Genomic DNA, 13,379 nt, shown 5'->3' with positions numbered 1-13,379 from the left:
CATGAGTAATATAGTTATTAAAGTTGAAAATCTTTCAAAAGCCTATCAATTAGGGCAAATAGGAACAGGTACTATCTCGCGCGATGTAGAGCGTTTTTTTATTACAAAAGTCTTAGGTAAAGAAGATCCTTTTTTAAAGATAGGAGAAACCAACGACCGAAGCACCAAAGGAACAAGTGATATAGTATGGAGCTTAAAAGATATTAATTTTGAAATTAATAAAGGAGATGCCGTAGGAATAATTGGGAAAAACGGAGCAGGAAAATCAACGTTGTTGAAATTATTATCTAGAATAACAGGCCCTACAGCAGGAAGCATTAAAGTAAAAGGAAGAATAGCAAGTTTGCTAGAAGTAGGCACAGGGTTTCACCCAGAATTGTCGGGTAAAGAAAATATTTATTTGAATGGTGCTATTCTAGGAATGCGCAAAAAAGAGATTACTCAAAAACTTGACGAAATAATAGATTTTTCGGGGGTAGAACGCTATATAGACACCCCAGTAAAACGGTATTCTTCGGGTATGTACGTGCGTTTGGCTTTTGCAGTAGCAGCCCATTTAGAAAGTGAAATTTTGGTTGTAGATGAGGTATTAGCAGTAGGAGATGCCGAGTTTCAAAAAAAATGCTTAGGTAAAATGAGCGAAATAAGCAGAGGAGAAGGTAGAACAGTACTGTTTGTAAGCCACAATATGAGTGCTGTAAAAAGCTTATGTAACAAAGCTATGGTGCTCGAAAACGGCATGCTAAAGTATCAAGGTGCTGTAGAAGAATCTATTGCTGTATATTCTAAAAATTTTGAAGAAAGTCTAGCACAAAATGCCAAGCATTACAATGTGCAACATAAAATAAATTGTTTTGAAGTAGGCGTTTTTCTTCATAATAAAAAAATATTTCCTAACGCCACATTGCTGTTGGGAGACAAAATAACCATACAACTTCAATTTCAAGCTTTAGAATCTATATTTGACCTTTCTATCGCTATGGATATTTTAAATATTCACGAAGAACTCGTAGCTCATGTTACGAATGAAGATGATGGTATGTATTTTTCTAAAGTTGAAAAAAATGAGAGTTTTAATTTAGAAATAACTACGCGAGAGTTACTATTTTCGCCAGGAATATACAGTATTAATATTTGGTTTGGAGTAGGACAACAAGAAACTTTATATACAATAAAAAATGCTTTCAACTTTGTGTTAGAACAAAGTGATTATACCAAGCGTACTAAAGCAATTCCGCAGCAATCCAAAGTTTATTTACACACCAATTGGCTACAAAAATGATAAAAGTAGGCTATCTTGTTTCTTATGATTATGAATGGATTTATCCTTCAATTGAGTTGCTTTATCCATATGTTTCTAAAATTTATTTAGCTATAGATCAAGATTATCTCACTTGGAGTGGCAATCCTATAGCTATAAACAAAGATTTTTTTGATAAGATTAAAACTCTTGATAACAAAGATAAAATAGAATTTTATTACGACCGTTTTTACGTGCCAACTATTTCTCCTATGGAATGTGAAATAAGAGAGCGCAACAAACTACTCCAAAAAATGGGCAAAGGGTGGCTTATACAGTTAGATGCCGATGAATATTTATACGATTTTAAAAAAGTAAAACAATTTCTAGGCAAGTATTGGTATTTAACATTGTTCCCTAAGCTAACTCCGGTTGCTTTTAGAGGAGCTTTGGTAACTTTGTTTAAAAAAACAGAAACAGGGTATTTATATATAGACAACAACGAGCGTTTTCCTTTTATTACCAACTACCCAAAATATATAAGTGCTCGAAGAAATAACGAAATAAAAAATCATTTTTTTAATGCAAAAGTTATACATCAATCGTGGGCTAGAACCGAAGATGAGATAGCTTTTAAAATAAAAAATTGGGGACATCGCGATGATTTTGACACCCAAAAGTTCTATGATTTTTGGAAAAATTTAGACGCTTCAAATTACAAACAAATACAGAATTTTCACCCTTTGGTACCTCATGTTTGGGATAAATTGTATTTTCTAGAAGCACAAAATATAGAAGAATTTATTAAAAAATATGCTGATTTGCATCCACAAAAATTAATACGTTTTCAAGGTGTAAATAAATGGGGTTTTTTAAAGAGTTTATTTTCTAAAATAGTTAAAAACTAAATGCTTGCGATTGTAATTCCATATTACAAAATTGATTTTTTTCAAGAAACCTTACAGTCTCTAGCCCATCAATCGTGCCAAGATTTTACAGTATATATAGGCAACGACAATAGCCCTGTAGATCCTACGGTTGTTTTGGAGCAATTTAAAGACAAGCTCCAAATAAAGTACCAAAAATTTGAAACCAATTTAGGAAAAATAGCGCTTACTCATCATTGGCAACGATGCTTAAATAGTGTTCAAAATGCCCAATGGGTCATGATACTTGGCGATGACGATGTCTTGGAAACCAATGTAGTAGACGAATTTTACAGCAATCTACACAAAATTGAAACACAAAATTGTAAAGTAGTTCGTTTTGCATCGCAAAAAATAACGGCACACAATGATGCAGTTTCAGATGTTTATAAACATCCTTTGCTTGAAAAAGCTACAGATTTTTTAGTAAGAAAGCACCTTGGCGAAACAAGAAGTTCATTGAGCGAATATATATTCCATTTTAAAACACTTCAACAAGTAAAATTCAAAAATTTTCCGTTGGCTTGGCATTCCGATGTAGTTGCTGTACTAGAAGTTTCAAATTTTAATACAATATATAGCATAAACAATGCCTTGGTAAAAATTAGAATTTCAAGTTTGAGTATTTCGGGCTCCGAAACTTTTTCTGCACAAAAAAGAAAAGCAAATGTTCAGTATGCACTTTTTTTGCTCAATCATGTAAATTATTTTTCTCCGCATGAATTTGAAATTCTAAAAATTGCCGAAAACACATACCTCAACAATAAAAAAGCGTTACTTTTAGTACTTAAAATAAAAGTGTATTATGTACTGCATTGTCAATGGAATAATTGGTTTAATTTTCTAAAAAAAATAGTGTAATGCGAGTAGGAAACAACCCCAATAAAGATTTAGAATACCAAGACAAAGAGTATTTTAATCAAATTATTATGCCGGTATATATTCCGTATTTGAAAGAATATTTTAAAGAAGCATTAGACATATTAAAATTATCATTAAACTCTATTTTTGCCACTGTACATACACAAAAAACATATATTACGATTGTTAATAACGGAAGTTGTAACGAAGTTTTAGACTATTTAAACGAGCTTCATGCTCAAAACAAAATACAAGAAATAATTCATACCGAAAATATTGGAAAACTCAATGCCATTTTAAAAGGCTTAGCAGGTTCCAATATACCTATTGTAACTATTACCGACAGCGATGTTTTGTTTTTGTCGGGTTGGCAACACGAAACATTTCAAATTTTTAATAGCCATTCCAATATAGGAGTTGTTGGACTGACACCGCAGTTTAAAATGTTTGAAACCAATGCGCACAACCTTATTTTTGATACCTTATTTTCAAAAAAAGTAAAGTTTGAAACTCCACAAAATCCACAAGCACTTGTAGCATTTTATAAAAGTTTGGGTTGGAAAGACAATTACAATAAAGATTATTTACATAAAATACTCACACTGCAACTTAAAAATAAAAAAGTTTGCGTAGGTTCGGGTCATTTTGTAGCAAGCTACCGAAGAACTATTTTTGAAGAAAACACATCATATATTGCGGCAAAAATGGGTGCGGGTTCAGAAAATTACCTCGATGAAAAACCTCTTAAAAAAGGATATTGGCGCGTTACCACGTTTGATAATTATGCGTATCATTTAGGTAATAGTATAGAAGAATGGATGCTTCAATACACCTTGCAACCTACAGATAAGGAGTTGCAATACACGGCACATAAAAACAATACAAAACAATCTAAATTGATTTATATTGTAAAAAATAAATTATTTGCTCGTTTGTTCAAACAAAAATGGATACGGAACTATTATTATAAAATAAAAGGCTTATCGCCACAAGAAAGAAAAGAATACTAATGCAAAAGCCTTTATTTTCTATATTAATAACAACCAAAAATAGGATTGAAGAATTACAATTTACACTTCAAAAAATAAATAATTTGTTGCAAAGAGAAGATGTAGAGTGTATTGTTTTTGATGACGGAAGTACTGACAAAACTTCAGAATTTGTACTGAAAAATTACCCGAAAATTAAGCTTTATAGAAACGAAAAATCAAAAGGCTTAATTTTTTGCAGAAACAAAATGCTAGGAATAACACAAGCAAAATTTGCTATATCGCTAGACGATGATGCTCATTTTGTTTCTGAAAATCCATTAGAAGAAATAGAAAAAGCTTTTACGACTAACCCTAATTGTGGTGTATTGGCTTTCCGAATTTTTTGGAGTAAACAACCTCTTTTAGCAACACATACAAACCAGCAACAAAAAAGAGTTCAAGGTTTTGTAGGTTGCGGGCACGCATGGCGCCTAGAATCGTGGAAAAAAACACCCAATTATCCAGAATGGTTTGTGTTTTATGGCGAAGAAGAATTTGCTGCTTATGAATTGTTTAAAAAAGACATAGAAATTCAATACACGCCCCAAATTTTAATACAACATAGGGTTGAAGTAGCTACAAGAAAACATCAACCCGACTATACCGCTCGATTACGAAGAAGTTTACGAGCAGGTTGGTTTTTGTATTTTATGTTTTTCCCGTGGCAGTCTATCCCAAAAAAGATACTCTATTCTATGTACATGCAAATCAAAATAAAAGTAATAAAAGGCGATTATAAAGCTGCCTTAGCATTAGGCTTAGCCATTTTTGATGTGTTTATTTATTTTCCAAAATTAATGCGGAACTCCAATAGATTTTCATCTGTAGAAATGAATAAATTTTTATCTTTACCCGAAACACCCATTTATTGGAAGCCTCAAAATGAGTAAAACAATAGTTATAATACCAGCACGAGCAGGTTCTAAAAGATTACCCAACAAAAACACCTTGCTTTTACAAGGAATTCCTCTTGTAGCTCACAGCATTCTTTATGCAAAACAATTTAGTTTTATAGATGATATTTTTGTTACTACAAATGATTCTAAAGTAAAAGAAATAGCATTGCAGTATAATGCAAAAGTTATAGATAGACCAGAGGAATTATCGGGCAATAACGAACCTACTGTTTCTGCATTAAAACATGCATTAGAATTTATTAATAATGTAGAACATGTTGTTTTATTGCAACCCACCAATCCATTACGCCCTTCAAATTTATTGTTTGACGCTTTTGAAATATATCAAAAGCAAGGTTTAGAAAGTTTATTTACAGTATCTCGCTCTTGGGAAAAGTTGGGCAAAATAGTTGATAATCAGTTTTTATCATTCAATTATACAAAAGGGCAACGCAGTCAAGATTTGGAGCCTTTGTATTACGAAAATGGGTTGCTTTACATTGCAAAAGCATCGCTTATCAAAAAAGATATACTAATTTCTGATAATGCTTATCCATTAGAAGTAAATCATATTTATGCCAAAGTAGATATAGATACACAAGACGATTTTGATTATGCTGCATATCTTTTACAAAAAGCAAATAAAGAATAGCATTTCAAAATACTAAAAAAATTAAAAATTAAGGCACGTATGTTTGAGATACAAGGAAGAAAAATAGGTTTAGAATATCCACCACTAGTTATTGCCGAAATAGGAATTAACCACGAAGGTTCTTTGCAAGTAGCCAAAGAAATGGTTGATGCCGCATATAGAGCAGGGGTAGAAGTAGTAAAACACCAAACCCATATTGTAGAAGATGAAATGAGCGGTGAAGCCAAAAAAGTTATTCCAGGTAATGCTGATGTTTCTATTTATGAAATTATGGAGCGTTGTGCCCTAAACGAAAACGAAGAGTTGGAATTAAAACAATATGTTGAAAGCAAAGGCATGATTTTTATTTCTACACCTTTCTCAAGAGCTGCTGCCGAAAGATTACGAAAATTTGATATACCAGCATACAAGATTGGTTCTGGCGAATGTAATAATTACCCGTTATTAGAGCATATTGCTTCGTTTGGAAAGCCCGTTATTCTCAGTACCGGAATGAATACTATTGAAAGCATACAAAAAGCAGTGGCAATTTTTGACAAACATAATATTCCTGTTGCTTTGTTGCATACCACAAATTTATATCCCACACCTACGCATTTAGTGCGTTATGGTGCTATGATGCAAATGCACAATGCTTTTCCAAACAAAGTATTTGGCCTTTCAGACCACACCCTCAACAACAATGCGTGCTTGGGAGCTGTAGCACTTGGAGCCAGTATTCTTGAACGTCATTTTACAGACCACATGAACCGCACAGGCCCAGATATTGTATGTAGTATGGACGAAAAAGCGTGTAAAGAATTAATAGAATCCTCTCATGAAATTTGGCAAATGCGAGGAGGTACTAAACAACCTGCACCCGAAGAACAAGTTACTATAGATTTTGCATTTGCTACCGTTTGTAGTATTAAACCGATTGCTAAAGGAGAAGTTTTGACAAAAGAAAATATTTGGGTAAAACGACCAGGCACGGGTAAAATTTTGGCAGAACATTTTAATATATTATTAGGTAAAAAGGCAACTCGAAACATAGCGAACGACGAGCAACTAACTTTTGAAGATTTTGAGCAAATTTAGTTGTATGTTCAGTAAGAATAATAGCTTATAAATACTACACTCAAACCATTCTTATTTTTTATTTTTGTAAAATATCTATCATAAAATAGACTACTACCCCAAAATGTCAAAAAAAATAGCATTTCTTACAGGAACTCGTGCCGATTTTGGAAAGATAAAATCGCTTATTACTATACTAGAAAGTAGTCCCGATTTTGAGGTACACATTTTTGTTACAGGAATGCATTTACAAAAAGAGTATGGCTACACGCTCATAGAAATAGAGCGATGTGGTTATGCTCATATACATACTTTTGAAAACCATACCCACGAAACCACTATGGATTTAACGTTAGCCAAAACCATAGAAGGCTTCTCGAATTTTTGTAAAAATATAAATCCTCATTTAATTGTTATTCACGGAGATAGGGTAGAAACTTTGGCAGGAGCTATAGTAGGTTCTCTCAATAATATTTTGGTAGCTCACATAGAAGGAGGAGAACTTTCGGGCACTGTAGATGAACTTATACGCCATAGTGTAAGCAAGCTTAGTCATATTCATTTTGTATCCAATAAAGAGGCTGCAAAAAGATTGATACAAATGGGAGAATTACCAAGCTCAATTTATACCATTGGATCGCCAGATGTTGATATTATGTTTTCGGCAAATTTACCAAGTTTGGAAGATGCCAAAAATTATTATCAAATTCCTTTTAATGAATACGCTATAGTTATGTTTCATCCTGTTACTACCGAATCGGATTATATGCAAGGTTATGCTCATGATTTTTCGGAAGCATTGTTACAAGATGATCACAATTATATAGTAATTTACCCCAATAACGATTTAGGAAGCCTATATATACTGCAAGCTTATCAAAAGTTAAAATCCAATGCTAGATTTAGAATTTTTCCATCACTTCGATTTGAATATTTTTTAGCATTATTAAAAAAAGCTCAGTTTATTATAGGTAATAGTAGTGCTGGTGTTCGTGAGGCTCCTTACTACGGAATTCCTACTATAAATGTTGGTACTCGTCAGCAAAATAGAGTACTCAATGCCGATATTTTGAACACAGATTATGCCCTGCACAATATTTTAGATGCCTTAAAAGCGGTAAAAAAGCATAATGTCCAAGCATCACATTCAGAATTTGGTAAGGGTAATAGTGCTTCTTTATTTTTGCAAGCACTACATTCAGAAGAATTTTGGAATAGTAATCATCAAAAACAGTTTAATACCTTAGAATAATTGTGCAAAAACAAATAGAAGTTACTTTTAAAATTTTTACCTTACTTTCATTTATTGTTGGGTTAAGTTTCTTTAGTACGAAACCTGCTGGTGGCGATGAAGTTATGTTTATCAATCATTTAGATAAATTGTTTGCTCAAGGTTGGTATGCGGTAGTAGCACAAAAATCTTGTCCAACGCTTTTATTTTTGTGCTATCCTTTTCGCTTTATTTTTAGCTCATTTATTACGTTGCGTATTGTAAACGTATTGTTATTTATAGGGTTACTTCTGTATTACTTTAAATATTTTAGGGTAAAAAATAAATTGTTTTATTACTATTTTTTATTTTACAGTTCTACATGTTGGTTTTTATTGGCTACCAATGATGTTTTGTTTATTGTATCGCTTACCCTATTTTTTTCAGAAGTATATTATACACTACTACACAAAACCAATACCCGACCAAATCTAATGTTGTCTTCATTAATAATAGCGATTACCACACGTGAAATGGTCGTTATCTATTTACCAGTTATAGTATTTAGCTTGTATTTGGTACATCATTACATTTTTTCTAAAGACAAATCAGTGCTATCATTCTGGAAATCATTTGTTTTGTTATTGGTTGTACTGCTTTTACATTTGCCTTCATTGCAACAAAATCATACTTTATCTTATGATGATAAACAAGCTCCAAAAAATGGTTTGTCCAATTGGTATCAACGTCAATACTTGGCACAATTGCTTGTAAATAAAGGAAAACTAGAAAATCATCAGCATCCTAGTTGGGAAGAAACCGATGCGTATTTAAAACAACATGGTTTAAACTCACTGCCAAAATCCACATTTGAAGGTTTGTTTTTTGATGTAAAACTTACCATTAAAGAGTTTTTTAAAGACTTTTTAGACGTATCTATACAATCTATCAGACAAACAGGACTCATTGTACTTATTGTTATGTCGCTTAGTTTGTACATATTTAAAAACAGAAGGATTAAGCAATATTATATTCCTATCATTTTAGCAGTAATGGTTGCTGTTTTTTCGCTTATTATCATTTCGTATGTAGAAACAAGATGGTTAGTTTCTGTATTTATCGTAGCCATTTTATATTATGCAGAGTTTAAAAACGAAAACAAAGTATACAATAATTTAGTTACGTTTAATATGCTTTTTACTATACTAATTGCTTTTTACGGTATGTATAAAATGCTTTTTATAAACTAATGTAGTATGATAGCAAAAGAGTCAATAGCGTTGCTTACTACGGTGGCTAACTTCGATTTATATCAAAAAACAGCTTCGCTTTTTCCTTCCAACATAACGCTGTATGTAATTGATGGCACAAATGGTATGCATGGAATAGACAGTATTTTGTATATGATGAAAAAACTCAAAAACAAATCGATAGATTGGCTTATTATGGCAGATGAAGATGTTGTTTTTACCAATACAGATGCTGTTTTTGAACTTATAAGTTTTATGCAAGAAAAAAACTATACGGTAGCGGGTATACGAGATGGTGGTATAATTACTCACAGAAATTTTAATCCTTATGCTATAAATACTTTTTTTTCGGTATTGAATTTTAAAGAAATTAAGTCGCTTTGGAATAAAAACGAAATGCTTAAAAATCAATACATTATTCCAAAAGAATTTGATGACACACTCGATAATTTGCCTTTTACTTATGACGTAAATAGTTTGTACGAACCTTATTATTGTTTCTATTTTTGGTTAAGGAGAATGGGTAAAGAGTTTTTGTTTTTAGAATCTCAAATGAAACCCGATGCAATAGCAAATACAATTTATTTTAACAACAAGCAAATTGCTGTACATACTTGGTATGCACGTGCTTATGGTAAAAATGAAAAACATACCCAAAGAATTGATTATTATTTGCAAAAATTTAAGGTTGTAGGTACAGCAAAAGTGCATTACACAATGTATAAAAAGTATACCTTTGCTCTTGTAAAAAAAGTAGAAAAGCTTCTAAGAAAAATACATACAAAATTAAGGCCGAAAGCTTAATTTTTTAAATCGAGATGAGCAAATTAGCAATAGTAATTACAGACGGCGTTGGGTATAGAAATTTTGTGTTAAGCGATTGTATTGCCGAATCACAAAATAAGTTTGACGAAGTAGTTATACTTTCATTTTTGCCAGCATCGGTCTATCCAGAATCAAATGTTCGAATTATAGAACTCGAAGCCTTTCAAGAAAAATTTAAACATTGGTTTTTTAGAAAAGCAAAAGAAGTTGCGCATCTTTTTAATCATAAAAAAGATAATTTAGGTATTCAAGATAATCTTAAAACCAATTATTCTACACAAAAAAATACGCGAGGTATTGCCACACGATTAATTTATAAATTAGTTCCCTATTTTCATTCAGAGAACGCTATAACAACCTACACTCGTTGGCAACAAAAAACATTTAGCAAAGAGCCTATTACAAAGCAATATATCGATTTGTTAGAGCAAGAAAAATTTGATTTGCTTTTATTTACACACCAACGGCCACCGTATATTGCACCACTTGCCTATGCTGCTCAAAAAACAAATACACCAATTGCTACTTTTATTTTTAGTTGGGATAATTTAGCTTCAAAAGGTAGAATGGCTTCAGATTTTAATTATTATTTGGTGTGGAGCGATTTAATGAAGAATGAGCTATTAACCTATTATCCAAAACTAAAAGCCAAGCAAGTAGAAGTGGTTGGAACGCCTCAGTTTGAACCCTATGTGCTAGATCGATTTGCTTGCCACAAAGAAAATTTTTTCAAATCATTTGAGCTCGATAATTCTAAAAAAACCATGTGTTTCTCTTGTGGAGATATAGCCACAAGCAAAAACGATGCGTTGTATATCGAAACCATTTGTGAGGCTTATGTATCAAAAAAAATTCCTGATATAAATATTTTAATACGAACATCTCCCGCCGAAACACCCGAAAGATTTTCTTCTTTAGTAAAAAAATATCCATTTGTAAAGTGGAATTACCCAAAATGGGAACAAGCCAGAAACTCGCATCAAGAGCAATGGTCGCAACGTATACCTACTATTGAAGACGTGGTAGATTTAAAAAGTATTTTGCAGTTTACAGATTTGAATATCAATATGCTGTCTACTATGAGTTTAGATTTTATGTGTTTTGATAAGCCAGTAATTAATACTGTTTTTGGTAATGAAGAGAACAATTTGTACAACGACCAACGTTTTTTAGGCTACGTTCATATAGATTATGTAGTACAGTCAAAAGCTACTAAAATTGTAAAAAATGAACACGAATTAATCAAGGCTATAAATTTATATTTGTCTAGTCCAAGTACCGATTCTGAAAACCGTAAAAAATTATTAGATTTACAAATAAGTAAACCACTACAAGGCACTAGCAAACGCATTGCAGAAACTGTATTTCAATGGAGTCAAAACGTATAGCGATAGTATGTGATTATAAACTACTTCAAGAAAGAGTAGGTGGTATGGATTATTTTTTTTGGCAGTTCAACAAAAAATGTCAAGAAAATGATGTAGCTGTTGATTGGTTTTTTCCAAATAATGAAACGCACGGATTTTATACTACATTTTCAATAATTTCTGCTCCAAACACAAGTATTGAAGCCACTTTTTTAGAGCATCTCACAAAAGAAAAAACAAAATACGATTACATCATCACTCATTTTTTGGAGTTATGTACTCCTTTTTATAAAAAAGTAAAACAAAAATCGGCTGCAAAGATTATTGCAATAGATCATAATCCAAGACCATTGCAAGGCTATTCTTTTAAAAAGAAGTTGCAAAAAAAAATGAAAGGCATTTTATATTCTAAATATATAGACACATTTGTTGGCGTTTCGCAATATACAGTACATGAATTGTTGCACGATTTTGGAACTTTTATAGCACCAAAAACCAAAGTAATTTACAACGGTGTAATTATAGATGATATTGTAGAACGCACAAGCCAAAATCTACGCCCAACCCAATTTATTGTAGCGTCACATTTGCGGTATTCCAAAGGTATACAAGACTTGCTATTGGCATGGTCGCAACTTCCAGAACAAATAACGCATCATTGCAGTATTGATATTTATGGAGAAGGCGAATATGAAGATGTTTTGAGGGAGATGTGTAAAAACCTACAACTAACAAACATTTATTTTAAGGGTAGTGTAAGTAATTTAAAACAACTATTTCATAAGTATGATTTTTTATTGCAACCTACTTATATGGAGTGTTTTAGCTTATCAATACTAGAGAGTTTGGCAGCCAATGTACCTGTAATTACTACAAATGTTGGAGGTAATGAAGAAGTAGTTAAAAATGGTGTAAACGGATTTATTTTTTGTGCTCAAAATGTAACCCAACTTACAGCATTACTTACCAAAGTAATCGGTGGGGAATTAGCCATAAACCAAAATACCAGAAATTTAATAGCTACACATTATTCTTTAGAAAGCATGGTGGAAAATCATTTTAAATTAATAAACTAACGCATTATTAATGAGTTATACAAGAATTATACCTTTGCTTACAAAAACCAAAAGCAAACTTACCGTAAAAGAATTTCAAGAAAAAATAAATGTAGTTTTTCATGATTTTGAAGCCAATTATTACGACGACTTGCACAAAGATATGTGGGAGAGTTTGCAACAACAATTTGATTTACTCGTACAAGATGGTTTGCAGTATATTACTCATCGTACAAATCTTAAAGTTTTAGATATAGGATGCGGTACAGGGCTTAGTAGCGAATTGTTACTTAATACTAAAATAAAGCCTTATGTACAACAAGTTACGCTTCTAGATACATCGCCAAATATGCTTAAGTTTGCCCAAAAAAAAGCAGAAACGTGGAATGTTAATTATCAAGTAATAAACGGAAATATCACACAAATTACAGAGTTGTATGATGTAATTGTTATATCATCAGTATTGCATCATATTCCAGATTTAACTACTTTTTTGCACGATGTAAGCCAAAAACTAAACCCCAACGGATTACTTATTCATTTGCAAGATCCAAATTCCGATTTTTTAAAAACAGAAGAATACACCAAAAGAGTTGATGATTTTAAAAAACAAAATCCAAAATTAACAACCAATAATACCAACATATTCTTTAAAAAAATAAAACGGTTTATAAAACGATTATTAAACAGAAAAGACTATATCGATTTGATAAACGATGAGTTGATACGTCAAAATGTTATTCAAAAAAGAATGACCGCCAATGAGCTTTGGAGTGTAACCGATATTCAAATAGCATCAAATGTAAATGATGAAATAAATGGAATTTCGCTGCATTTTTTGAAGCACACACTCAAAGATTTTACTTTACTAAGTACGCGTTCGTATGGTTTTTTTGGAGTATTAAAACACGATTTACCTTCAAATTTTAAAGAAATAGAAGAGCAATTAATTCAAGAAAAATCTCTTTTTGGAAGAAATTTGGCTTGTATTTGGCAAAAAAATCAATAAG

The 13,379-nt window shown here is 31.8% G+C and carries 13 protein-coding genes; all 13 read left to right on the top strand.

What is annotated here, in order from left to right:
* Position 1: 1 nt before the first annotated feature.
* On the top strand, positions 2–1,282 hold the full coding sequence (locus Q361_RS03880) for an ABC transporter ATP-binding protein (protein WP_103725405.1): 1,281 nt from the start codon (positions 2–4) through the stop codon (positions 1,280–1,282).
* Positions 1,279–2,148, top strand: coding sequence for a hypothetical protein (locus Q361_RS03875; RefSeq protein WP_103725404.1), 870 nt, complete (start codon positions 1,279–1,281; stop codon positions 2,146–2,148). The genes Q361_RS03880 and Q361_RS03875 overlap by 4 nt, the downstream gene beginning before the upstream one ends.
* Complete coding sequence (locus Q361_RS03870) at positions 2,149–3,027, top strand: glycosyltransferase (RefSeq protein WP_103725403.1); 879 nt, start codon at positions 2,149–2,151, stop codon at positions 3,025–3,027.
* Complete coding sequence (locus Q361_RS03865) at positions 3,027–4,037, top strand: glycosyltransferase family A protein (RefSeq protein WP_103725402.1); 1,011 nt, start codon at positions 3,027–3,029, stop codon at positions 4,035–4,037. Before Q361_RS03870 ends, Q361_RS03865 begins: the two co-directional genes overlap by 1 nt.
* Entirely contained in the window at positions 4,037–4,948 is a 912-nt protein-coding gene (locus Q361_RS03860) for a glycosyltransferase (RefSeq protein ID WP_103725401.1), read from the top strand. The genes Q361_RS03865 and Q361_RS03860 overlap by 1 nt, the downstream gene beginning before the upstream one ends.
* Positions 4,941–5,606: an acylneuraminate cytidylyltransferase family protein gene (locus Q361_RS03855; protein ID WP_103725400.1), complete on the top strand. Its 666-nt coding sequence runs from the start codon at positions 4,941–4,943 to the stop codon at positions 5,604–5,606. The genes Q361_RS03860 and Q361_RS03855 overlap by 8 nt, the downstream gene beginning before the upstream one ends.
* Before the next feature lie 39 nt (positions 5,607–5,645).
* A complete protein-coding gene (neuB, locus tag Q361_RS03850; protein WP_103725399.1) occupies positions 5,646–6,683 on the top strand; it encodes an N-acetylneuraminate synthase in 1,038 nt (345 codons plus the stop codon).
* A 103-nt stretch (positions 6,684–6,786) separates the two neighbouring features.
* Complete coding sequence (neuC, locus tag Q361_RS03845) at positions 6,787–7,914, top strand: UDP-N-acetylglucosamine 2-epimerase (protein ID WP_103725398.1); 1,128 nt, start codon at positions 6,787–6,789, stop codon at positions 7,912–7,914.
* Between the two features lie 2 nt (positions 7,915–7,916).
* The gene (locus Q361_RS03840; protein ID WP_103725397.1) at positions 7,917–9,122 is read left to right on the top strand and encodes a hypothetical protein; all 1,206 of its coding nucleotides are present in this window, start codon (positions 7,917–7,919) and stop codon (positions 9,120–9,122) included.
* 6 nt (positions 9,123–9,128) lie between these two features.
* Positions 9,129–9,926: a hypothetical protein gene (locus Q361_RS03835; RefSeq protein WP_245874604.1), complete on the top strand. Its 798-nt coding sequence runs from the start codon at positions 9,129–9,131 to the stop codon at positions 9,924–9,926.
* 14 nt (positions 9,927–9,940) lie between these two features.
* Positions 9,941–11,335: a CDP-glycerol glycerophosphotransferase family protein gene (locus tag Q361_RS03830; RefSeq protein WP_103725396.1), complete on the top strand. Its 1,395-nt coding sequence runs from the start codon at positions 9,941–9,943 to the stop codon at positions 11,333–11,335.
* Complete coding sequence (locus tag Q361_RS03825) at positions 11,317–12,390, top strand: glycosyltransferase family 4 protein (protein ID WP_245874603.1); 1,074 nt, start codon at positions 11,317–11,319, stop codon at positions 12,388–12,390. Before Q361_RS03830 ends, Q361_RS03825 begins: the two co-directional genes overlap by 19 nt.
* Positions 12,391–12,400: 10 nt before the next feature.
* Entirely contained in the window at positions 12,401–13,378 is a 978-nt protein-coding gene (locus tag Q361_RS03820) for a class I SAM-dependent methyltransferase (RefSeq protein WP_103725395.1), read from the top strand.
* The last annotated feature ends 1 nt before the right edge of the window (position 13,379 follow it).

The organism is Flavobacterium croceum DSM 17960, from assembly GCF_002917885.1.
In the GTDB taxonomy this organism is placed as follows: Bacteria; Bacteroidota; Bacteroidia; order Flavobacteriales; family Flavobacteriaceae; genus Flavobacterium; species Flavobacterium croceum.
The sequence above is the reverse complement of the archived record's forward strand: the minus strand, read 5'-3'. Positions and strand labels throughout refer to the sequence as shown.